The sequence below is a fragment of the Paenibacillus donghaensis genome, assembly GCF_002192415.1.
Classification (GTDB): Bacteria; Bacillota; Bacilli; order Paenibacillales; family Paenibacillaceae; genus Paenibacillus_AQ; species Paenibacillus_AQ donghaensis.
Map to the genome: position 1 here is coordinate 2,790,662 of NZ_CP021780.1, position 22,360 is coordinate 2,813,021.

Consider the following 22,360-nt stretch of genomic DNA (forward strand, 5'->3'; position numbering starts at 1 on the left):
TCACTCTAAACCAAACGCCCCCAAATCCGGGGGCGTTTTTCTGTGAAAAAAATAGCATACCCGCAATCTTGCCAGAAGCTATTTTTTGTCCTTTTATACTAAAATATGACACAAGGAGGTTGTACCATGCCAATCAATCAAGGTGTAACTTTGGATCGTGTCGAAACTGCCAGAAAGAGACTATACCAGGTCCAGCAAAAATATGGATTTCTGACCCACCCCAAAGTGGTCGAGCAATCCAAGAAATTAGATGATCTGTTAAACCTATACAAACCGTACTCTTCGCAGACCGCAGCCCATGAACGTAAGCAAGCCGAGAGAATTATCTAGGGCATGGGGAACGCACCCTATTTCTCACCTTAACGCTCCAGTCTTAGACTGGAGCGTTTATTCTTGAAATATAAGAAATTATATGTTCTACACTATTATTTATCCTTCTATTTTTCGCAGAAACGGATGCCGTCTCTTGCAGAGGACGGCGAAGCCGTTTCTTCTTATTATGCCCGGACAGCGGTAATCTTAATGCGATCTTAATGCTGCGGTCAAAGTTGTAATGCTATGCTGATTTTGCTCATGCTATACTGACGCTACAAGCGAATTAAGATGTTTACACAGAAAGCAGGATTCGGATGGCAGATAAGAAAAGGGGCAAGCTTAGGATTTTCCTCGGCTATACGGAAGGGGTGGGCAGAACCCTGGCGATGCTGAAGGCTGCCCAAGAGGAGCATAGAAGCGGGGTTGCTATCCTTGCCGGAACAATTGAACATTCAGAGCACCCTAAGATTAGAGCGATGCTGGAACGGATGGAATATTTAGCGCCGCAGCTGCTCTCTCCCAAGGATTTCGATAGCCTGATATTCGACCTGGACCAGGCCATCCGCAGCAAGCCGGACCTGATCCTGCTGGATGGGTTAGCCCATACCAATGTTGCCGGAAGCCGTCACAGAACAAGATATAAGGATATCGAAGAGCTGCTCCGGGCAGGCATCCACGTATATACCACCGTTCATATTGCCCATATTGAGAGCCTTGCAGATAAGATTGCTTCGATTACGGGCATTCCTGTGCAGGAACGGATTCCTGACAGCGTATTCGAGCGTGCGGATCAGGTGGAATTAGTCGACGTTGATTCCCCTGACCCGAAAGACCGCCCCACCCTCATAGCCTTGCGTGAAATCGCGCTGCGTTATACAGCAGATCAGCTGAAGCGGATTGCGGCCCACATCAGCGGGCAAGTGATGGATACAAGCTTCTATACGAAAGACCATATCCTGGTCTGCTTGTCCTCCGCCCCCTCCAACCAACAGGTAATTCGTGCTGCGGCAAGGATGGCCGAGGCCTTCCACGGCACGTTTACAGCACTATTTGTGGAAACTCCGCAAACAGCACGGTTAACCCCTGCGGATAAATCGGTGCTGAGGGACAACCTGAAACTGGCAGAGCAGCTCGGCGCACAGCTGGCCACCGTATATGGCGAGGATATTCCGGCCCAGATTGCCGAATACGCTGCAACCAGCCGGGTATCCAAGATTGTCATGGGACGTTCCCATCACAAGAGGAGGTGGCTAAGCCCAACCAATCTGGTCGATAAGCTGACCGCTTCCGCGCCAAATATGGATATTTATATCATTCCCGACACCGGATCTTCCCGCTTCAAGAGGACTCCCGCGTATACGAATCCCCAGAAGCTCTCGCTGGCCGACACAGCGATTACCTTAGGGATCTTGACGGGTTGTACTTTGATCGGACTTTGGTTTTATTTTCTTGGCTTTAGGGAAGCGAATATTATCACGGTGTATATTTTGGGCGTTCTGTTGAACGCGATGCTCACCAAGGGCAGGCTGTACAGTGCCGTCACGTCCTTATTAAGTGTGCTTGTGTTCAATTATTTCTTCACGGAGCCTTATTTCTCTCTGCAAGCCTATGGATCGGGTTACCCGGTGACTTTTCTGGTTATGCTGACGGCTTCTTTCATTACCAGCACACTTACGATGCGGGTGAAGGAGCAGGCTCGCCAATCCGCGCAAAAAGCCTACCGTACAGAGGTGCTGCTGGAAACGAGCCGTAAATTGCAGCAGGCCCAGGATATCCCCGCGATCATCAATGAAACGGCACAGCAAATGGTCAAGCTGCTGGACCGGACAGTTATTTTCTATGCCGCACAGCAATCCTCGTTGTCAGCACCGCTGATCTTCTCCAGGCAGGGGGCAGTTGTTGAACCGCAGGCCTATACCGCCGGGTACGAACGTGAGGTTGCGGACTGGGTCTATAAGAACAACAAACGTGCCGGAGCTACTACAGACACTTTCTCAGGGGCCAGCGGCCTGTACCATGCTGTTCGTGGGAGGGACACGGTATTTGCCGTTGCGGCCATTGTTATGGAGCAGGGTAACCCGCTGGACGCCTTTGAGCAGAGTCTGATGATTGCCATGCTGGGGGAATGTGCGCTGGCGCTGGAGAAAGAGCTGCTGAACGCGAAACAGAAGGAAATCTCTCTGCAGATCCAGCAGGAGCAGCTGCGCACCAATCTGCTGCGGGCAATCTCCCACGACCTGCGCACCCCCCTTACCAGTATTTCCGGCCATGCAGGCATTCTGATCGGGAACTCCAAGGTACTGGGTGAGCAGCAGAAGCAGGAGTTATACACCGATATTTATGACGACTCGATGTGGCTGATCAATCTGGTAGAGAATCTGCTGTCCATTACCCGGATGGACAATGGGGCAGTGCAGCTGCAGCTGCAGGGAGAGCTGCTGGAGGAGGTCATTGCCGAGGCACTGCTGCACGTGAATCGAAACAGCAAGGATCATACGATTATAACGGTAGTGGAAGAGGAGTTGCTCATGGCCCGCATGGATTCCCGCCTGATGGTGCAGGTTCTGATCAACATCGTGGACAACGCGATTAAATATACACAGACCGGTTCGCATATTACGATCGCGGCAAGACGCGACCAGCAGATGGTGGTTGTAGAAATCTCCGACGATGGCCCAGGTATCTCCGAGGAGGCCAAGTCGAAGCTGTTTGATATGTTCTATACGGCCAACAATCTTCGAGGGGATGGCAGGCGTGGTTTAGGTCTAGGGCTGTCGCTCTGCAAGTCGATTGTGCATGCGCATGGTGGTGAGCTTGAAGTGCAGAATAATGATCCGCAGGGGACAGTGTTTCGCTTCACCCTGCAGGCTGAGGAGGTGACGGTTCATGAATAAACCCTTGATTCTTGTCGTGGAGGATGACAGGCCTATCCGGAAGCTGATTACCACAACCCTGGAGACACAGGGCTATAAATATCACACGGCGGAAACCGGTGAAGCTTCCATTCTGGAGGCCGTGTCCAGCCAGCCGGATATTATGATTCTCGACCTGGGACTTCCTGACATGGACGGCGTGGAAATTATTAGAAAAGTGCGGGAATGGTCCAATATTCCCATCATCGTGGTCAGCGCACGCAGCGAAGACCGCGACAAAATCGATGCGCTGGACGCCGGAGCCGATGATTATCTGACCAAACCCTTCAGCGTGGAGGAGCTGTTGGCCAGGTTGCGGGTGAGCCTGCGGCGAATCCGTTATGACAGCGAGAAGCTGCTAAAGGACGCGTCGATTTTTACCAATGGAAGCTTGAAGATTGATTATGCGGCAGGCTGCACGTGGCTGGACGAGGAGGAAATCCATCTGACACCGATTGAATACAAGCTGCTATGCCTGCTGGCCAGAAATGTAGGCAAGGTACTAACTCATAATTATATCCTGCATGAGATCTGGGGCAGTCATACCTACGATGTTCCGGCCTTGCGTGTCTTCATGGCAACCCTGCGCAAAAAAATCGAAGCCGCTCCCTCGCAGCCGAAGTATATTCAGACGCATATTGGTGTTGGGTACCGGATGCTCCAGGTGGGCGAGGACAGCAAGGGGATCTGACCGATTATATAGACAGTCATACAAGTAGAAACAGCTTAGCAGTCCTTTTATAAGGACGGGGACGTTTCAGCGAGAAATAGAAGGATAATTTATGGTGTGAAGCATATAAATTCTTATATTTTTAATATAACAGCCATGCTCAATCTGAGCATGGCTATTTGTGGTTTCCCTCTTTTTCAAGCAGCCCGTAGCACCTCCCCGCCAAATTTAAATGTAATCTTAATCCGCCGCCGTAAACCCTAATCCAGAACTAATGGCTGGAGTGCTAAGCTGATTCATAGCCAGATAACGGCTATATAAGATGAACTTAAGAATGGAGTTCTATAACAGCACAAGAAAAGAGGTCCTTGTAATGGCAGATGTATGGAACAATGTCGGGCTAATCTCCTTCATGATTGTGGTGCTCTATGTATTGAAAAAGGTATTCGAGCACATTGATTTGCAGAGAGCAGGCAGGGCAGAAGAGGAGGACGACGACGTTAAGGGCCAATCTTAATGCGATCTTAATTCTCTCAACCAAACCCTAATCCTGAACTAATGGGAGACATGATACGCTAAACCGGAAGTCAAAAACCTATATCGAGAAAAAGAGAACAGAGGGAGAGGAACCGTGAAATGATGATGGATCTGTATATGGTGGCGGCCATGGCCGGGATCTTTGGATTATTCTATGCTTTTATCCAGTGGTGTGGGCATGTGGTCGACGATGCAGGGGGGAATGGACAGTGACTGTAGTGATGATAGCAACCCTGCTGTTGTTTCTCTATCTGGTGTACGCCTTGATCCATCCCGAGAAATTCTGAACATCAACAAGACAGCTTGCTACAAGTGCAAACGGCTTCGCCGTCCATTTAAAGGACGGGGAGTTTCAGCGAGAAATAGAAGGATGAAGGATAGCGGAAAACATATACTTTCTTCTATTTTTAAAAAGGAGGGGCATTCGTGGGAATTGTGCAATTGATCGTAGTTATTCTTATTCTGCTGCTGCTGGTGAAGCCGGCAGGAACTTATCTATATTATGTCTTCTCCAATGAACCGAACCGAACGGACAGACTATTCGCCGGGCCGGAAAAGGTGATCTACCGCCTGATCGGGCTGAAGCGGCGAGGCGGCATGTCCTGGAAGAAATATGCAATCAGCTTCTTGGTAACCAACATCGTGCTGGTCGCCTTCGGCTATCTCATCCTGCGGCTGCAGAAGGGCCTTCCGTTGAATCCCAGCGGCATCGGCAGCATGGAACAGACACTCAGCTTCAACACGGTGATCAGCTTCATGACCAATACCAATCTGCAGCACTACAGCGGGGAAACAGGCGTCTCCTATTTCTCGCAGATGGCGGTCATGACGATGCTGATGTTCACCTCGGCAGCCAGCGGGTTCAGCGTGGCGCTGGCTTTTGTCAGAGGCATTACCGGACGCTCGTCGGTCGGGAACTTCTTCGAGGATTTCGTCAAAGCTCATGTGCGGGTCTTTCTGCCGCTGGCGCTGCTGATGACCCTAATTATGGTCGGACTGCAGGTACCGCAGACACTGAAGCCGACACTTGAGTTAACTACTCTGGAAGGCCAAACACAGCAGATTGCCATCGGGCCGATTGCCTCACTGGAATCGATCAAACATCTGGGCACGAACGGCGGCGGCTTCTTCGGGGCCAACTCGGCACATCCGTTCGAGAATCCCAGCCCGCTGACTAATGTACTGGAGATCCTCTCCATGTGGCTGCTGCCGGCATCACTGCCTTACATGTATGGATTGTTTGCGAAGAACAAACGGCAGGGCTGGATGCTGTTCAGTGCCATGATGACCTTGTTCGTGCTGCTGCTGGGACTGAACTATTACGCTGAAACCCAGGGCAACCCGGCTATTCAGGCGACGGGCATCGATGCCTCTCAGGGCAATATAGAAGGCAAGGAGGTCCGTTTCGGAATCGCCCAATCGGCACTGTTCACTACCGTAACTACGGCTGCCACCACTGGCAGTGTGAATAATATGCATGATACGTTAACCCCACTGGGCAGCATCACGCCACTTACGCTGATGATGCTGAACAATGTATTTGGAGGCAAAGGGGTCGGGTTGGTCAATATGCTGATGTACGCCATGCTCGGCGTCTTCCTCTGCGGGCTGATGGTTGGCAGAACACCGGAATTCCTGGGGAGGAAGATCGAAGCGAGGGAGATGAAGCTGATTGCGATCGCGATCCTCGTCCATCCGCTGATAATTCTGCTGCCTACGGCAGGAGCCTTCCTGACCGAGCTGGGTACAGGCAGCATTTCTAATCCAGGCTATCACGGGCTGACCCAGGTGCTATATGAATATGTCTCTTCTGCTGCCAATAACGGTTCAGGCTTCGAAGGGCTGGCAGACAACACCTCCTTCTGGAATCTTACCACTGGGGTAGTGATGCTGCTCGGCCGTTATGTATCGATTATCGCGATGCTGGCCGTAGCGGGTTCCTTGCTGCGCAAAAGACCGGTTCCTGAGACGATCGGCACCTTCCGCACGGACAATGGCCTGTTCACCGGCATTCTGATCGGTACCGTGCTGATCATCGGGGCACTGACCTTTCTCCCGGTGCTTGTACTTGGTCCGATTGCAGAATATTTAACTTTACAGTAGGAAGAGGGAGATCAAGATGAGTACCGTACCAAGAAAAAAACTGCTGACCGGCCCCATCCTACTCAGCGCGGTAAAAGATAGCTTCGTGAAGCTGAATCCCATGACCTTGATGAAGAATCCGGTCATGTTTGTAGTCGAGATTGGCACATTGATCGTCCTGTTAATGGTGCTTATGCCGGGTTATTTCCACGCTGAGCATTCGGTTGGCTTCAATCTATCTGTATTGTGTATCCTGCTGTTTACCGTGCTGTTCGCCAACTTCGCAGAAGCGCTGGCAGAAGGGCGCGGCAAGGCGCAGGCCGATTCGCTCAAACAAACCAAGCAGGATATTACAGCCAATAAAATGACCGGAGCCGCTCTCAAGCAGGTTCCGGCCTCCGAGCTGCGAAAAGGAGATGTCGTCGTTGTCAGCCAAGGGGAGATGATCCCCGGCGACGGCGAGGTGATCGAAGGGCTTGCTTCCGTAGATGAGTCAGCGATTACCGGCGAATCTGCGCCGGTAATCAAGGAAGCCGGAGGCGACTTTGGTTCGGTCACCGGCGGAACACGGGTTGTCAGCGATAGGATCAAGGTACGCATCACCAGTGATCCCGGCGAATCCTTCCTGGACCGGATGATTTCGCTGGTGGAAGGGGCCAAACGCCAGAAGACGCCAAATGAAATTGCGCTCAACACGCTGCTGATCAGCTTGACGATTATCTTCCTGATCGTTGTCGTTACCCTTAAGCCGATTGCCGGTTATCTCGGCATTACGCTGGAAATTCCGGTGATGATTGCCTTGCTGGTCTGCCTGATTCCTACAACAATCGGCGGACTGCTCTCTGCCATCGGCATTGCCGGGATGGACCGGGTTACCCAGTTCAACGTGCTGGCGATGTCCGGCAAAGCAGTGGAAGCGGCAGGGGACATCAACACGATGATTCTCGACAAGACCGGAACGATTACCTTCGGCAACCGGATGGCGAGCGAATTCGTTGCCATGGGCAATGAATCGGACAGCGAGCTAGCCGCCTGGGCCGCGGTCAGCTCCTTGAAGGATGAGACCCCGGAAGGACGTTCTGTGCTGGAGCTGGCCAGGAAGCTGGGACTCAGCTATGACAGCGCTCTGGCAGCAGGCGGGGTCTTCGTTGAGTTCAGAGCGGAGACGCGGATGAGCGGGATCGATCTGGCTGATGGACGTTCGGTGCGCAAAGGTGCGGTGGATTCCGTCAAGACATGGGTGCTTGCAAAAGGCGGAACCGTCCCGGCAGATCTGGACAGCGGCTCGGATGTTATTGCCCGGCAGGGCGGCACGCCGCTTGCGGTGGCGGTAGATCACCGCATCTACGGTCTGATCTATCTGAAGGATACCGTCAAGCCCGGCATGAAGGAACGCTTCGATGAGCTGCGGAGCATGGGCATCAAGACAATCATGTGTACAGGCGATAATCCGCTGACCGCCGCCACCATTGCCCGTGAGGCCGGAGTGGACGATTTCATCGCCGAGAGCACGCCGGAGGACAAGATCGCCGTCATTCGCCGTGAGCAGAACGAAGGCAAGCTGGTCGCCATGACCGGAGACGGCACCAATGATGCGCCCGCGCTGGCCCAGGCCGATGTGGGGTTGGCGATGAACAGCGGGACTACCGCAGCCAAGGAAGCGGCCAACATGGTTGATCTGGACTCTGACCCCTCGAAGATTATTGAGGTGGTAGCGATCGGCAAGCAGCTGCTGATGACGCGGGGCGCCCTGACGACGTTCAGTATCGCGAACGACATCGCTAAATATTTCGCTATCATTCCAGCCATGTTCACGCTGGCGATTCCGGAGATGGAAGTCTTGAATGTGATGGGGCTCGGCTCTCCAAGCTCAGCGATTATATCGGCGCTGATCTTCAACGCGATCATCATCCCGCTGCTAATTCCGCTGGCGATGAGAGGCGTGTCGTACAAACCCATGAGTTCCACGAAGCTGCTGGGACGGAATATTCTGATCTACGGGCTTGGCGGTGTGCTTGTTCCGTTTGCCGGCATCAAGCTGATCGATCTGCTGGTAAGCATCTGGATTTAGCAGTGACTATACTATTTACTGAAAGGGTGACAACGTTATGGAAGAATCCACAGAAGGTGCCAAAGAGCAACAATCTGCGTCATCAGGCTCCTATTTCTTGATCATCGTAAGGCTTAGCGTGTTATTCATCCTTCTCTGTGGGATCGTGTACCCGTTGACGGCTACAGCCATCGCCCAGGTGCTGATGCCTTCACAGGCCAACGGCAGCCTGCTGAAGAATACAGCCGGAGCAGTAGTCGGCTCAGAATTGATCGGGCAGAATTTCACTGATCCAGGGCGGTTTCATGGACGGGTATCAAGCATCGAATATCAGGCGGGCGCTTCTGGTTCCAATAACTATGGTCCGTCTAACCCGGACATGCTGAAGCGTACTCAGGATTTCATTGCCCAGTGGCAGCAGGACAACCCGGATGTCCCGATTGCCAAGCTGCCTGTAGACCTTGCAACCAATTCGGGTTCGGGTCTGGACCCGCATATTACGCCGCAATCGGCAATCGTGCAGATTCCTCGGGTCAGCCAAGTGACTGGAATTCCGGCCGCACAGCTGGAAGAATTGGTGGACCGTTACACCGAAGGCCGCGACTTGGGCTTGTTCGGCGAGAAACGGGTCAATGTGCTGAAGCTGAACATTGCTTTATCTGAACTGCATGGGGCCTTATAAACGCAAATCCGCAGAAGAAATTCTGTATTCCATCTACCGGCTGCATCAGGGCAGGCTGAAGATCATCATTGGGTCGGTCAGTGGATCAGGCAAAACCTATCACATGCTCCAGGAAGGCAGACTACTGAAAGAGCAAGGTATCGATGTAGTGATCAGCGCCGTATCCACCATGCAGCGCTCTGAAACCATTGAACAACTGCTGGATCTGGAGCGGGTGCCCAGCATCCATTGGCTGCGGGAGGGCAAGGAGCAGAAGGATCTTCCACTGGAGGCGCTGCTGGAACGCAATCCCGAGGTGCTGCTGGTAGATGGTCTGGCCCACCGCAACCGGGAGTCGGCCCGCTTTGCCACAAGGCTGGAGGATATCCGCTATCTGATGGATCATGGCATCAGTGTGATTACGACGATTAATGTATATGAGCTGGCTGGAACGGAAGAGCTAGTCTATCAGCTGACGGGAATTATGGCAGAGGACACAGTACCGCAGAATACGCTGGAACTCGCGGATGAGGTTCGCCTAATTGATGTCTCCCCGGAAACCATTCTGAAGCGGATCGATGAGGGCATTCTGGGTGGTGAACCTCATCCGGCGATGTCCCGCCGGGGCAATCTCGGGGTACTGCGCGAGCTGTCTCTGCGTCTGGTGGCGGAAGGCGTCAACGATTCACTGGAGAAACACCGGGAGGAGCAAGGGCTGATCGGACCTTCCGGCGCGGCGGAACGGATTCTTGTGTCTGCTCAGTACCACTGGAACGGTTCCTTATATGTAAGAAGAGGCCAACAGATTGCGCGGCGGCTTGGTGGAGAGCTGATGGTGGTGACATTCACTCTGCCCAAGCGGGCGCTGACCCCGGAGCAGCAATCATTTAAGCGTTCTATCGTTAAGCTGGTGGAGCGGGTGAACGCCGGATTCGAGGAGCTTCCTCTGATACATATGCGCCAACTGCCGGCTCTGCTCGTTCGGTACGCGCTGCGGAACAACGTAACCAGGATCGTCATGGGCCATTCCCGGAGAAGCCGCTGGCAGGAGAAATGGCAAGGCTCCATAGCCAACCGCGTCCTGCGTGCCACCCGGCATATCGATGTGTTTCTGATGGCTGACCGGGCTGAGCAGGAGGGAGAACGGATTCTGCCGATTAAAGCGAAACCGGAGGGGAGCAGTGAGCCTTTTCACCGGCTGACCACGGAGGAGCTGGAGAAGAAGATCGAAACGATCCGCCGTGGCACCTTCAAGGTATATATCGGAGCGGCACCGGGCGTGGGCAAAACCTACAAAATGCTGCAGGAAGGCAATCTTCTGCTGAAGCGGGGCATCGATGTGGTGATCGGTCTGCTCGAAACCCATGGCAGGCGGGAAACGTTGGAGCAAATCGGCGGACTCTTGACGATCCCAAGGGCAATCATACCCTATCAGGGAACACAGCTAGAGGAAATGGATACGGACGCAATTATATCCCGCCACCCAGAGGTGGTGCTGGTGGATGAACTGGCACATACCAATATGCCGGGCAGTGTCAACCGTAAACGCTATGAGGATGTGATCCGCCTGCTGGAACAAGGCATCTCGGTGATCACCACTGTCAACGTGCAGCATCTGGAGAGCTTGAACGATGCGGTAGCTCAATTGACCGGTGTCCGTGTCCGGGAAACGGTGCCAGATGCGATTCTAAAGATGGCGAGCGAAGTGGAGCTGATCGACGTCACCCCGCAAATGCTGCAGGAGCGGATGCGTTCAGGTAGAATTTATGCCTCCGAGAAGGTGAATCAGGCACTGGAGTCTTTCTTCAGAATTGGCAATCTGATCGCGCTGCGTGAGTTGGCCCTGCGCGAAATTGCCGATGATGTAGATGAACGCCTGGAGGCTTGGGACCGCGACACCTCACTGCGTGGGGCCTGGAGCAGACGCGAAATCATCTTCGTCTGTGTAAATATGGATGCGAGGGCAGAGCGGTTGATTCGCCGCGGATTCCGGATTGCACACCGCCTGAAGGCGGAGTGGTATGTGCATTATGTGCATTGCGGCGGGACCCAGACACCTGAGCAGCAGAAGCGGCTGGATCAGCTGCGACAGCTGACAGAGCGGTTGGGCGGGAACATGGAAGTGGGCGCTACCAGCACACGTGCCCATAAACATGACCACTTGCTACAGCGGATGAACGAGCTGAAGACGACACAGCTGATCATCGGACAGTCCCGGAGACCCTTGTGGCGCAGCTTATTCCAAGAAAGCTTCGTGCATTATTTGCTGCGCCACGCCCGTCATATGGATATGCTGATTGTCGCCGATTACGAGCCGCAGGGTACAGATTAATCCAGAATCAGCACAATGGATCTAAGGCCGAGGCCTTAGATCCATTTCATGTAACCAAATCCATATACAGAACCGAGGGTCATGGCAAGGGTCCATACCGTCAGACTGACCGTCATCCACTGGATGACCCGTACTCTGGATGAACCAAATGACAAGGCCAATATAGTAGCCAGATCCGTGCCGAGAATCAGCGGGGCCAGCAGGGCAAGACCGGGAAGACCATAACGCTCCCAGACCGCCTTGGCCCTTGTTTCTTTTCTCGATGGTGCGATAATGCCTTTCTTCTCCCTGCGTTTCGCTCTCCAGTCCGACAGCTGCTTGAAGAAGAGGCCGATCAACACAGTCATGAGCAGGTTGCCTGCGAAACCGGTAATCGCCACAGCCACAGGAGACAATCCGGCCACAATCCCAAGCGGCACAACCAGGAACACATCGAGCCAAGGTGCAGCCGCCAAGAGGAATAATACGAAATACTGCCAGATCCCATCCGCTTGCTGAAGCCATTCAATCATCATATACCCTCCAGATTCTGAACATTCTAAGGTGCAATAGGAGTCACAGTCTCACCCTGAACAGGCTTTAGTTTGCCCTCCCACAGTATATTAATCGCTTTTGCCGCGAATAAATCAGCTCCGTCCGAGACCTGGAAGTGCAGATGGGGTTCGCTGCTGTTCCCTGAATTTCCGGTCAAGCCGATGAAATCCCCTTGCTTCACCTGATCACCCGCTTTCACAGCAGCCGAGCCTTGTTTCAGGTGCGCCAGGTAACTGTATTCCCCACCATGGTCAATGACCACCACATTCCCGGCAGGTTGCTTCGGATTCATTACACCCACCGGCTCATTATCGGCAATCTCATTCACCACTGATACTACCGTTCCGTCGGCTGGAGCAAAGATTTTCTTCCCAAAAGCATAATAGCTCTCATTCTTAAGAGGATCGCCTGTGTAAGAGTAATTGTCCTTCGCCTGAATGAAATCATAAGCGTAGCGCTGGCTCTCATATTCGTAATGATAATTCTCAAACACATTGGTGCCTCCCCAGTAGACTAACCAGTCGCCTTCAAAAGGCAGGGCATATTCGACCTTGGTCAGCTTGGCGTCGGTTTCCGGCGATGAGGCCAACTCCAGAACCTGGATGCCGAGAATAACCCCCTCAGGATCAAAGATGGCCATCATCCCTTTATTTCCAGTGTTACTCAGCCATGTACGCTGTTCAGTCCCATTATGGAATAGAGTAGTAGATAAAGCCAAGGATTCTATTCCCTCAATGAACCCTTCTGCTGTCGCGGTCAAATCCTCTTCACTGATTGCCTCTTTCAGGGTCAGGCTGAAGCGGGCATAGATCTCCTTGTGTTGGCCTTCCAGTAGTGCTGTAGGCAGCTCTTCGGGAGTCAGGGTGTTCTGACTCGCCTCCATGGACGGAACAGCGGTCTGTGCAGCCTCCGTATCAGGTTTCATTTTCTCATCTCCTCCTCCACAAGCGGTCAGTAATACGGCAATGGCCCCCACTGCCAAGGCTGTTCTTGCGGATCTTCCTGCTCTGCTGTTCATGGTTGTCGATGTTCTCATTCCTGTTTCGCCCCCTTCAATAACCTTATCGTAACAGCACAGTCTTATCTCAGTTGAAACCCTGTCTTACCATTGTCTTAATTGTGCTGGTCTGCCGGGAACACGAATTAAGCTTCCGTTAAGATTGGCGGGATTCAGGGTGACGGGGAAACATGATATGATAAAACCAGTTGCAAACAGCGGAAGGAGCTTGCCTGAATGAATGACGTGTCCATTTTGCTTGTAGATGATGAGCAGTCCCTGCTGGAACTGTTGGAGACGGTGCTGCGCAAGGAAGGTTATACGAATATAGATACCGCAACTACGGGCGAAGAGGCGATAATCGCCTGCAATGCCAAAAGATATGATCTGATTGTACTGGATGTAATGCTGCCGGGGCGCAGCGGCATTGAGATCTGCCCTTTTCTGCGGCAGACGACAGACGCGCCGATCCTGTTTCTGAGCGCCCGTACCTCCGACTTCGACAAGCTTACCGGGTTTGCCATTGGCGGAGATGATTATATTACCAAACCGTTTAATCCGCTGGAGGTGGTTGCCCGAATCAAAGCGCAGCTGCGCCGCCGCCTGGCTTCGGCCAGCCAGCCAGACAACAAGCGGCAGACCGAGGCGGGAGGCCCTAATAAAGCTGCAAGTATCTTCGATTATGGACGCTTTCGGTTGGATGAGTCAGCAGGTGAACTGCTGGTTGAAGGACAAGCGGTTTCTTGTCCGGCGCTGGTGTTCCAGCTGCTGCTGTTCCTCTGCAGGCACCCTAATCAGATCTTCAGCAAAAGCGAGCTGTATGAGAAGGTATGGGGAGTGGAGACCTTCAGCGACGATAACACGGTGATGGTCCATATTCACCGGATCAGGGAGCGGATTGAAGCCGATCCGTCCAATCCGAAATTTATCGTTAACGTTAGAGGGATGGGCTATAAACTGGTCCGGGCAGAGCCGCAGGGGCTGTCCACGCCATGAATTTCAAACGCAGACTGACGATGCGGTTCATTCTGCAGCTGGCTATTGCAGGCCTGATTGTGCTGCTGATTGCCGCACTGACGGTGGTGTGGATGCTGCAGCGGTTTAGCGAGATCAGCATTACGCGAGATTTCGCCAGTGTTGGACTGGAACGGCTGGCTGAATCCTCAGAGCTGAGCAAGGAAGGCATCCGGTTTGCACCGGAGCTGCTGGAGCAGGTGAAGAAGAATAACGGGTGGTTGCAGAGCCTGGACGAGCACGGGCAGGTTGAAAGTGCCTATAATACTTCTAAAGATGTGCCTACGCAGTATGGACCGGGTGAGCTGGTTGCCTATTGGACCGGGACCAAGCCGTTTCCTTACCGCCTTGCGTTATGGACTGAAGTGAAGGGAGGACGGCAGTTCACTCTGGTGTATGGGGCCCCCAATGTCATGAGTCCTCTGCTGGAGCAGGTCAGCGGACTAAGCATTTCAGCTACAGAAGGCATGCCTGAACTACCGGAATCTATAAGGCTGGAACTGCAGAGAAAGGAGGTATTTGTCCAGCTGATTGATTCGGAAGGCATGGAATTGCTCTCTTACAACAAACCGGATGTTATACCCGCGCAATATTCGATTCAAGAGCTTGTGCTCCGTACCACTTACAGTGACCGTTACAATTATCATATGATCTCATCATATAATACAGAGACCGGGCAGACATGGCTGGTTGGTGAACCGCTTGCCAAGAAAAGCGGGGCGGGTACAGCAGCCCTGATTCCTGAGGAGACTCAGGTCGTCATTATCGGCGCGACCGCCATGCTCGCCGCTCTGCTGATCCTGTTCGTGCTGCTCTCCCTGTGGCAAGCCCACCGCTTCGGGGCACCGATGCTCCACATGCTCCTATGGCTGGATGCCATCGGCAATTCCATTTACCAGGAGCCTGTAGACCGGAGAGGATACCATCGCAGCCGTACTCCGACAGGTAAATGGAGACGGAGATACCGTGTATTCTCTGACGTGATGGTCTCCATTGAGAAGCTTTCTTCCGCCCTCCAGCGAGAGCAGGCGATGCGCAAGCAGACTGAGAACCTGCGGGAAGAATGGATCGCAGGCATCACCCATGATCTCAAAACCCCGTTATCCTCCATCACGGGTTATGCCCATCTGTTGGCGGAGCCTTCCTATGAATGGTCTCTGGAGGAGGTCCGCAGATTCTCGGGGACTATGCTGGACAAATCGGCCCATATGGACCTGCTGATCAACGACCTTGCCATGACCTATCGCCTGAAGTCGGGGATTCTTCCTCCGGCAACGCTGGACATTGAATTGAACGCCTGGCTGCGGCGGGCACTTGATCAAGCTGCTGCCGATCCGGCCTATGGCGAGCAGCAGCGGATCATTTACTATGCAGCACCTCAGGAGGTCTGGGCTAAGATATACACTCCTTGGCTGGAGCGGGTGGTCAACAATGTGGCCGCTAATGCGCTGCTGCATAATCCCCCGGACACCGTGCTGACCGTTTCGCTGCTGGCTGCTGAAGCCGGAAGCGGTTATACGATCCGCTTCGCAGACAATGGCGATGGCATGGATGAAGCAACCTTGGAGCGGCTGTTTGAACGCTATTACCGCGGCACCGACACAGCTTCTCCGTCCCAAGGATCGGGGCTGGGGATGGCGATTGCCAAGGGGCTGATCGAAGCCATGGGGGGGCGGATTGCGGTGGAAACCGTGCTAGGAGAAGGGACGGTTATTCTGTTGATCTTCGGGAGCTAAGAGCTAATTTTACTACCTAGGCAACCATATGATCAACTCTATGAAAGTTTCATAATTAGGATGTTAAAGAGGATCCACCGATTTAGTTGCGAAGATGCATCTAATTGGTGGATTTTTTCCATAGCACTTATTCGCCTTGTGACAGGAGCTTCAGCTGAATTTAGTTGCAGTTTCGGTTACTACTTAGAGCACCGTTGTGTTCCATGTATTACTCGTCCGATCCTCTCATACAACACCGCGCGACAAGGAGGCTAAGAATAACAACTGTAGGCCGTCGCCAGTAACCCGTGATTAACTTTCAGACTATTAACGGACTCAGGAGCCCCTATTTGCTGTAAAAAGGCTGTTTTGCAGCTCTAACGGACTCAGGAGCCCCTATTCAAGCCGAAACCCACTAGGTAAGGCCTGTTTTTCCGATATAGAGGCTATGCGGTCCGTTACATTCCAAACCAGCGCAGAAATGAGGAAATAGAGGCTATACGGTCCGTTAGGACGTGGGTTACCTGAAGTTCGGGTGGAGAGGGTTTGGATTACGGTAGTGCAATCCCCTAACCTTCGCAAGTAAACTTCTATATCCTCGCAGGGTCCTAAGTAGTAACCAGTTTCGCATCTAATTACTCCGAAGGTTCCAAGATAACCTTCTTAACTCGCTGGAACCTAAGTAGTAACTCTTTTGTTGATTAAAAGTCCGAATTTAGTGAGATAAGTCACTTGGATATATGGGAATATAATCAATAATGAGGCAAATCCAGCCAAGGAGGTTGCAATGAAAAAGACTAAACTATACATTGTTGCTGTACTTTTCCTCTTGTTGGGACTACTCCTTCTGTCCGCTTGTTCTTCAAATTCTATTGATAAAGAGTCCCCAGCCCCAGACCCCAAAAGGCAAGCTCAAACTGAGTTTATCGATGAAAGAATAGACAGCTACACACATCAATGCTTTAGATTCGTTGAGAAGTACACACTTACGGAACAAGATGATAAGTACAGCATAGAAGTCAGTTTGATACCGGAGATCGCATCCAGAGCTACCAAAGAAGAAGTTTATCGCTCGCTTGCCAGCTATGCCTGGAATGTGAACAACTTCTTCCCTGAGATTAAAAGTTATGACTTCACCGTACTCTGGGATGAGCGGCAGAAACAAGAAGCGATCCATGCTAGAATCGATGAATCGGGCGTTGCCAATTTGATGACTACATATACCGGTGTACAGATGGACCTAAATAACAAGCTGGATAGCTCGTACCAAACTGTTTTTACAGAAATTGAGGAATCAGATATCGTCAAAAATTGGCCTAAGCGTTAACGAGTTAAGATTGAACTTCAGAGATGTAAAAAAGAGACACAAAAGTCTGTGTAACCCGCAGGCTTTTATTGTATCCGTTGTCCAGACAGATGTATGATAGAATGCGGACTGAGATAATTTTACAAATATATGTTGCTTGGACAGAGGTAATGGGATTCATTTCATAAAACAGCAAGACAAGTCCTGTTAGGCAGCCGGGATATGATTCAGAAGCTTGGCAGATCGACATGATGCAGCATGGGCATTATTTCAAAATCATCCTGGACGATCTCATTGCTGGCGGCGCTATTATTTTCGTTGATCAGCACAAGGTTCATAATGTAGGACGGATCTATCTGGATCCGGGTGTTCATAATCAGGGCTATGGAACCCGGGCGATGAGAGCGATTGAGCAGCAATTCCCGGATTCCCGGCATTGGTGGCTGGACACCCCCGCTTGGAGTGTGAGAAATCACCACTTCTATAAAAAATGCGGCTACACCCAAACCAAGGTGGCTGATGGCCAGTTTATTTTCGAGAAAACCTTATAGAAGTTTAGCTTCCCCTGCAGCTAGATCATTCTTTTTTAAAAACTGGTGCAGCGCCCGGACCCCCTCTTGAATCTGTGTTTGGCTTAGATGTCCATACCCTATAAGAAGTTTATCTTTATGGTTATCTTGTGCGGGACAAAACTGTGTTAACGGGTATACTCGTATGCCCGCCTCAGTGCTGTCTCGCACGAACTGTTTCTCGAATTCCATTCCCGGAAATTGAAGCGCCACGTGCAGGCCGGACGCATCCCCCCAAGGACGTACAGAATTCCCAAAAGCATTCTCGATCGAACTTAATAGTATTTTTCTTTTGTCACTATATACTTGACGCATATGCTGAACATGCTTATCCATCTTCCGCTTACGCAGAAATTCAGCCAGTGCAGCTTGTTCCAGAACAGGATTTTGAACATCCATAAAGTTTCGATAATGTTTCCATCTGGCCTGCAGTGGTTTGGGTAAAACTGCAAAGCCCAGCCGAAGGGCAGGGAATACTGTTTTGCTGAAAGTACCTACATAGATCACATGAGAGGAGTCCATTGAATAAATCGGACTTACAGGAGGACCGATATAACGGAATTCGCTGTCATAATCATCCTCAATAATATAAAAATCATGTTCTATTGCAAGACGTATAAGCGCAGCACGGCGGCCAGCCGGAAGAATACCGCCTAATGGGAATTGATGGGAGGGTGTGACATAAACCGCTGAAACAGCTTTGCCTTCAAGTGAAGAAATATCCGCCCCTTGCTCATCTACCTGCATAGTATGTAGGGGATATCCTTTGTCGGCAATGACTGTACGGATTCCCGGATGAGAGGGATCTTCTATAGCAAAGACTTGTCCCTCTTTATAGAGTAGATCCACAAGCAAATGAAGCGCCTGCATGGCCCCTGACGTGATAAATATATCTTCTGGATGGACTTCCATACCCCTGCTGCGAAATAACCACTGGGAAATTTCCTCACACAAAGGCTGATACCCTTTAGGGCCGTTATATTCCAATTCTTGAACAGGTAGACAGATTGCTGCATCTCTTATCATTTGGCTCCAAAGAGACCATGGGAAAAGGGATAAATCCGGCTGGCCAGTTTTAAAATCCCATAAGATGGGTGGACTATCGCTTCTCGTTTCGGCAGGCATATCCGCTTTTTTATAGGTGTGAATATGAAGACCCTCCGCCACGCGAGATGGCGCGCCTTGACGGCTGATAATGAAACCTTCGGTTAAGAGCATATCATACGCTTCGCAAACTGTATTTCGGGAAATCCCCAACCCTTTGGCAAGCTCACGCGTAGACGGCAATGCCTCTCGCTGTGAAATTTGGCCTGTTACTATACGCTCTTTTAATGTAAGAAAAATTTGACGAGACAGGCTGATTTCATCTTTAAACCGTAACTCGATTCCCCACATACTACCTACTACCTCCTTGAACTGGCTCTATTAAAATAAGGATCAACTGGAACTTAAAGCATACCAGTCTTAACGATATAATTGTAATATGGAAAATATCAAAGGAAAAATATATTTACTGTTTGCTTTTGCGCTGGCCGGAACATCTGTAGTTACAGGATACATTCTCTCTGAGAAATTAAGCAGCTTTACAATAACCGCTGTCAGTTTAGGTATAGTTCTTCTATGCCTGTCGCCTTTTTATATGGGCACAACAGTGGAGACCATACGGCTGCTCAAAACCGGAGACTGGAAAATGCTTGTGTTGCAAGCGGTTTTTGGAATCTTCCTGTTCCGTATCTTCCTGCTTTTTGGAGTGAATTTAACAAGTACCGTGGAAGCAGGAATATTGACCGGAGCTACACCTGCAATTACTTCTTTGCTTGCCTTTTTATTTTTGAAGGAGCCCCTTTCAAGGAATACTGTGCTGGGCATTGGTTGTACCGTTACAGGCATTGTTCTGTTACAGGGAGTCAATTTGAATACAATCGATTTCTCCATTCATCACTTATGGGGAAATGTGTTCATCCTTTGCGCTGCAGCAAGCGAATCTGTCTTCAACATCCTATCGAGAAAGCACAGAGCACAATCTTCCCAGCTACCCATACATCCCCTGGTGCAAACGCTGCTGGTATCTGCTATCGCATTTATTTTATCTCTGCTTCCGGCTTTTTTTGAACACCCCCTTGCGTCACTACAAGCAATCGGATGGAAAGAATGGTCAGCATTGGTCTGGTATGGCCTCATTGTGACTGCCTTGGCCTTCGTGCTCTTCTATGCGGGGTTAAAACGATGTGATGCTTATACGACTGCCGCGTTCTCCGGAATGATTCCGCTGACTTCAATGATTCTGTCCGTGTTTCTTCTGAATGAAATCGTCGGGTATGTCCAGTGGATAGGAGGAATTCTGATTATTTTGAGTATGCTGCTGATTAGCCGCGTTATTCGATTCTCTTCCAGAAACGTCTGAACATCTGCTGCATGAGTAGTATATGAAAGAGGAGGCCTATGATAAAAAAGAAGGCTATTCTATAGAAAGAACGATCAGCCGCCACGCCTTCAAGATATAATTTGGCTGGCCAATAGGTTGGAAATACTCCGGCTAGAAGCTGCCAAGGTTCTGGAACAAAATACGCGAAAACAGCTCCCAGGAGAGTTAGCCCAATGATTTTGGATAAGGCAAGACCTTCTACTTTATTGGCTGCAAACGTTGCTAATAACATAGCGAGAACAGGTGTCTCCAATACGAGCAATAGGAGCACAGCGATATTCTCTTGTTGAGGTTGTGAAACGCCGCTGAATACCAGGAAGAGGACAGACATCACCAGGCTGATAAGAGTAGGAAGAATTAACCGATAAGCGAGATATCCATTTCGCATCAAGGGTGTTACTGCATAAATTCCAATTAGTCGTTCATCTCGCTCATCCAGGATCAATAAACCCGCTGCAATTCCAGCTAGTTGAGGAACAAGCAACATAAGGAACACGGTAATAAAATCAGAGTAGGCAAGAAGGTGGAAGGAAGAGACGGAAGCTAACCACTCCGATAAGGGAGGGAAGCCGTATCTGACAATGAGCGTGAGCATAAGCGGGCCGAGAGTGATCAGCAGGAGCATTGGATCTTTCACCGCATTCTGTAGGTCTTGCCGCAGCATGGTTCGATACTTATACATGTGTGTTCACTCCGTCCTGTGTTCTCACGGTTCTTTGCATCAGGGAATACACCCACCAAGCGGCTGCCCCTATCCAAAGCAATAGTATGAAGACTGCATATAAGAATTCCGCGATATTCAGAGGGTGGAACGCTCCTTGCAGCAACATTAACGTGCCTTGCACAGGAAGGACAGCATACAGAGGTGTTGTAAATGCATTCAAATAACCTAATACAGGAAGGATGAACACGAGAGAATACGCCTGGGATAATACAATAAACCCGTTGATCGAACGGCATGTTACCGCTGCAGCCATTCCAAGCAAGCTGAAAAATGCAGAGGTCAGAACAATGCCAAGCACAAATTGCACAGGAGACACGGGCCAGCCTGCAGTAGACAGGTGTATAACAGAGGCAGCGGCAAGGGATAGGCAGCTCAGCGACAAACATTTGGCAAGAATATATTCCAGTGTCCTTACCGGGGTAACAAACAGGTTCTCAAAAATCCCCTGGTCTCTCTCGAGCAGCAGGATTCCTCCTGCCAGAATCAAGCCAAGCGCACTGGGGTCCGAGAATGTAAGCAGCACCAGTGTTTTTTCCAAATACGCTTCTGGAATCATGGCAAGTCCCCCTATATAAACCATACAGACTAGCAGATAGACCAAATACAAGCCATGCTTCCATTGAAACCGCAAGTCAAAGAGGAATAATCTCCAAATTCTCATATCAGACTTTCCCCCGTGACATCCATGAAAATTTGATCCAATGTGGCTTCTAAGGTGTGCATAGTAACAATACGATGGGATCGAATGATGGACAGAAATTCAGGGTTATCCCCAATATCAGCTAAAGGGAAATCTGCCATTATCTGCACACCATGTTGTTCATATTCAATTCTGAGTTTGCGTTCGCCGCTCCGCAACATCAGATTCTTGGGGGAATCAATTAACTTGATCTCACCGTTCACGACAAAAGCGACCCTGTCGCATAATTGCTCGGCAGCCTGCATGTTATGAGTGGTAAGAATGATTGTTGCTCCGGCATCTCTGCGTTGCTGGATCAATCGTTTCAGCATGTCGGCATTGACGGGGTCCAGTCCGGAGGTAGGTTCATCCAGAAATAATACATCTGGGTTATTCAATACGGCACGGCAATAATTCAGCCGCATCTTCATCCCTTTGGAGAAATTGCCGACTTTCATATTAGCGGCTTCAGACAAACCTACCTGCTTGAGTAGATCCACAGGTTCTGAACTACGCTTACGGTACAGTGACCCAAAATGTCTTAGATTCTCCAAAGCGGTAAAGCGGTTATAAAAGTTAGGGAATTCAAAAGCCACACCGACTCTTTCATAGTAATCCGAACCCACTGATTTAACCTCTTGGCCTAACACTACTGCGCTGCCATTATATTGTTTGAGTTTACCAATCAGAATATTTTGTGTGGTACTTTTCCCCGCACCTGAAGGCCCCAGAAATCCGAATATTTCCCCTTTCTTAATGTTGAAATCCAAGCCCTTTAGAACGGGAGAGCCTTGACCCGGGTAGGTGTAGCTTAACTCTTGGACATGAATCATAATTC

The 22,360-nt window shown here is 50.7% G+C and carries 19 protein-coding genes and 1 pseudogene; 14 read left to right on the forward strand and 6 right to left on the reverse strand.

Annotated features, from left to right (window positions below; all coding sequences use genetic code 11):
• Positions 1 to 126 precede the first annotated feature (126 nt).
• The 9 genes from B9T62_RS12160 to B9T62_RS12195 all read left to right on the forward strand — a co-directional run bounded on the left by B9T62_RS12160 (position 127) and on the right by B9T62_RS12195 (position 11,559).
• The gene (locus B9T62_RS12160) at positions 127 to 330 is read left to right on the forward strand and encodes an aspartyl-phosphate phosphatase Spo0E family protein (RefSeq protein ID WP_087915495.1); all 204 of its coding nucleotides are present in this window, start codon (positions 127 to 129) and stop codon (positions 328 to 330) included.
• Between the two features lie 299 nt (positions 331 to 629).
• Complete coding sequence (locus B9T62_RS12165; RefSeq protein ID WP_087915496.1) at positions 630 to 3,209, forward strand: sensor histidine kinase; 2,580 nt, start codon at positions 630 to 632, stop codon at positions 3,207 to 3,209.
• Positions 3,202 to 3,918 (forward strand): response regulator, encoded by a 717-nt coding sequence (locus B9T62_RS12170; RefSeq protein ID WP_087915497.1) that lies wholly within the window; start codon positions 3,202 to 3,204, stop codon positions 3,916 to 3,918. Before B9T62_RS12165 ends, B9T62_RS12170 begins: the two co-directional genes overlap by 8 nt.
• Before the next feature lie 352 nt (positions 3,919 to 4,270).
• Complete coding sequence (locus tag B9T62_RS38990; protein ID WP_169834374.1) at positions 4,271 to 4,414, forward strand: hypothetical protein; 144 nt, start codon at positions 4,271 to 4,273, stop codon at positions 4,412 to 4,414.
• Positions 4,415 to 4,655: 241 nt separating this feature from the next.
• Positions 4,656 to 4,721, forward strand: a complete 66-nt coding sequence (gene kdpF, locus B9T62_RS41765; protein WP_157794196.1) for a K(+)-transporting ATPase subunit F — start codon at positions 4,656 to 4,658, stop codon at positions 4,719 to 4,721.
• 139 nt (positions 4,722 to 4,860) lie between these two features.
• Entirely contained in the window at positions 4,861 to 6,537 is a 1,677-nt protein-coding gene (gene kdpA, locus B9T62_RS12180; RefSeq protein WP_087915499.1) for a potassium-transporting ATPase subunit KdpA, read from the forward strand.
• 16 nt (positions 6,538 to 6,553) lie between these two features.
• Positions 6,554 to 8,587: a potassium-transporting ATPase subunit KdpB gene (kdpB, locus tag B9T62_RS12185; RefSeq protein ID WP_087915500.1), complete on the forward strand. Its 2,034-nt coding sequence runs from the start codon at positions 6,554 to 6,556 to the stop codon at positions 8,585 to 8,587.
• Positions 8,588 to 8,624: 37 nt separating this feature from the next.
• A complete protein-coding gene (gene kdpC, locus B9T62_RS12190) occupies positions 8,625 to 9,248 on the forward strand; it encodes a potassium-transporting ATPase subunit KdpC (RefSeq protein WP_087915501.1) in 624 nt (207 codons plus the stop codon).
• On the forward strand, positions 9,235 to 11,559 hold the full coding sequence (locus B9T62_RS12195; RefSeq protein WP_087915502.1) for a histidine kinase: 2,325 nt from the start codon (positions 9,235 to 9,237) through the stop codon (positions 11,557 to 11,559). Before kdpC ends, B9T62_RS12195 begins: the two co-directional genes overlap by 14 nt.
• Before the next feature lie 35 nt (positions 11,560 to 11,594).
• Here B9T62_RS12195 and B9T62_RS12200 read toward each other — a convergent pair whose 3' ends face one another.
• Together B9T62_RS12200 and B9T62_RS12205 are read right to left on the reverse strand one after the other, a co-directional pair.
• Positions 11,595 to 12,071, reverse strand: a complete 477-nt coding sequence (locus B9T62_RS12200) for a small multi-drug export protein (RefSeq protein WP_087915503.1) — start codon at positions 12,069 to 12,071, stop codon at positions 11,595 to 11,597.
• A gap of 26 nt (positions 12,072 to 12,097) precedes the next feature.
• Positions 12,098 to 13,129 carry a M23 family metallopeptidase gene (locus tag B9T62_RS12205; RefSeq protein ID WP_245864428.1) on the reverse strand — a complete coding sequence of 344 codons (1,032 nt, stop codon included), beginning with the start codon at positions 13,127 to 13,129 and terminating at the stop codon, positions 12,098 to 12,100.
• Between the two features lie 198 nt (positions 13,130 to 13,327).
• On the opposite strand from B9T62_RS12205, the gene B9T62_RS12210 reads away from it, so the two are divergent.
• From B9T62_RS12210 to B9T62_RS12225, 4 genes and pseudogenes are all read left to right on the forward strand, one after another.
• Positions 13,328 to 14,086, forward strand: a complete 759-nt coding sequence (locus B9T62_RS12210) for a response regulator transcription factor (protein WP_087915504.1) — start codon at positions 13,328 to 13,330, stop codon at positions 14,084 to 14,086.
• On the forward strand, positions 14,083 to 15,840 hold the full coding sequence (locus tag B9T62_RS12215; protein ID WP_087915505.1) for a sensor histidine kinase: 1,758 nt from the start codon (positions 14,083 to 14,085) through the stop codon (positions 15,838 to 15,840). Before B9T62_RS12210 ends, B9T62_RS12215 begins: the two co-directional genes overlap by 4 nt.
• Before the next feature lie 766 nt (positions 15,841 to 16,606).
• Positions 16,607 to 17,146 (forward strand): hypothetical protein, encoded by a 540-nt coding sequence (locus tag B9T62_RS12220; protein WP_087915506.1) that lies wholly within the window; start codon positions 16,607 to 16,609, stop codon positions 17,144 to 17,146.
• A gap of 218 nt (positions 17,147 to 17,364) precedes the next feature.
• A pseudogene (locus B9T62_RS12225) lies at positions 17,365 to 17,676 on the forward strand (GNAT family N-acetyltransferase); the annotation flags it as partial.
• On the opposite strand, the gene pdxR reads toward B9T62_RS12225, so the two are convergent.
• Positions 17,671 to 19,089, reverse strand: coding sequence for a MocR-like pyridoxine biosynthesis transcription factor PdxR (gene pdxR / locus B9T62_RS12230; protein WP_087915508.1), 1,419 nt, complete (start codon positions 19,087 to 19,089; stop codon positions 17,671 to 17,673). The pseudogene B9T62_RS12225 and the gene pdxR overlap by 6 nt on opposite strands.
• Before the next feature lie 88 nt (positions 19,090 to 19,177).
• On the opposite strand from pdxR, the gene B9T62_RS12235 reads away from it, so the two are divergent.
• Positions 19,178 to 20,098 (forward strand): DMT family transporter, encoded by a 921-nt coding sequence (locus B9T62_RS12235; protein WP_087915509.1) that lies wholly within the window; start codon positions 19,178 to 19,180, stop codon positions 20,096 to 20,098.
• Here the strand turns inward: B9T62_RS12235 and B9T62_RS12240 are convergent.
• The 3 genes from B9T62_RS12240 to B9T62_RS12250 are packed head-to-tail and all read right to left on the reverse strand — an operon-like array spanning position 20,070 to position 22,355.
• Positions 20,070 to 20,801 carry a hypothetical protein gene (locus B9T62_RS12240; protein WP_087915510.1) on the reverse strand — a complete coding sequence of 244 codons (732 nt, stop codon included), beginning with the start codon at positions 20,799 to 20,801 and terminating at the stop codon, positions 20,070 to 20,072. The two genes, B9T62_RS12235 and B9T62_RS12240, sit on opposite strands and share 29 nt — an antisense overlap.
• A complete protein-coding gene (locus tag B9T62_RS12245) occupies positions 20,794 to 21,504 on the reverse strand; it encodes a fluoroquinolone export ABC transporter permease subunit (RefSeq protein WP_087915511.1) in 711 nt (236 codons plus the stop codon). Before B9T62_RS12245 ends, B9T62_RS12240 begins: the two co-directional genes overlap by 8 nt.
• On the reverse strand, positions 21,501 to 22,355 hold the full coding sequence (locus B9T62_RS12250; RefSeq protein WP_087915512.1) for an ABC transporter ATP-binding protein: 855 nt from the start codon (positions 22,353 to 22,355) through the stop codon (positions 21,501 to 21,503). The genes B9T62_RS12245 and B9T62_RS12250 overlap by 4 nt, the downstream gene beginning before the upstream one ends.
• Positions 22,356 to 22,360: the final 5 nt, after the last annotated feature.

Bases quoted from the DNA above. Each gene is read 5' to 3' on its own strand.
- B9T62_RS12160 (WP_087915495.1), top strand. From the start codon at position 127: ATGCCAATCAATCAAGGTGTAACTTTGGATCGTGTCGAAACTGCCAGA.
- B9T62_RS12165 (WP_087915496.1), top strand. From the start codon at position 630: ATGGCAGATAAGAAAAGGGGCAAGCTTAGGATTTTCCTCGGCTATACG.
- B9T62_RS12170 (WP_087915497.1), top strand. From the start codon at position 3,202: ATGAATAAACCCTTGATTCTTGTCGTGGAGGATGACAGGCCTATCCGG.
- B9T62_RS38990 (WP_169834374.1), top strand. From the start codon at position 4,271: ATGGCAGATGTATGGAACAATGTCGGGCTAATCTCCTTCATGATTGTG.
- kdpB (WP_087915500.1), top strand. From the start codon at position 6,554: ATGAGTACCGTACCAAGAAAAAAACTGCTGACCGGCCCCATCCTACTC.
- kdpC (WP_087915501.1), top strand. From the start codon at position 8,625: ATGGAAGAATCCACAGAAGGTGCCAAAGAGCAACAATCTGCGTCATCA.
- B9T62_RS12195 (WP_087915502.1), top strand. From the start codon at position 9,235: ATGGGGCCTTATAAACGCAAATCCGCAGAAGAAATTCTGTATTCCATC.
- B9T62_RS12200 (WP_087915503.1), bottom strand. From the start codon at position 12,071: ATGATTGAATGGCTTCAGCAAGCGGATGGGATCTGGCAGTATTTCGTA.
- B9T62_RS12205 (WP_245864428.1), bottom strand. From the start codon at position 13,129: ATGAGAACATCGACAACCATGAACAGCAGAGCAGGAAGATCCGCAAGA.
- B9T62_RS12210 (WP_087915504.1), top strand. From the start codon at position 13,328: ATGAATGACGTGTCCATTTTGCTTGTAGATGATGAGCAGTCCCTGCTG.
- B9T62_RS12215 (WP_087915505.1), top strand. From the start codon at position 14,083: ATGAATTTCAAACGCAGACTGACGATGCGGTTCATTCTGCAGCTGGCT.
- B9T62_RS12220 (WP_087915506.1), top strand. From the start codon at position 16,607: ATGAAAAAGACTAAACTATACATTGTTGCTGTACTTTTCCTCTTGTTG.
- pdxR (WP_087915508.1), bottom strand. From the start codon at position 19,089: ATGTGGGGAATCGAGTTACGGTTTAAAGATGAAATCAGCCTGTCTCGT.
- B9T62_RS12235 (WP_087915509.1), top strand. From the start codon at position 19,178: ATGGAAAATATCAAAGGAAAAATATATTTACTGTTTGCTTTTGCGCTG.
- B9T62_RS12240 (WP_087915510.1), bottom strand. From the start codon at position 20,801: ATGTATAAGTATCGAACCATGCTGCGGCAAGACCTACAGAATGCGGTG.
- B9T62_RS12245 (WP_087915511.1), bottom strand. From the start codon at position 21,504: ATGAGAATTTGGAGATTATTCCTCTTTGACTTGCGGTTTCAATGGAAG.
- B9T62_RS12250 (WP_087915512.1), bottom strand. From the start codon at position 22,355: ATGATTCATGTCCAAGAGTTAAGCTACACCTACCCGGGTCAAGGCTCT.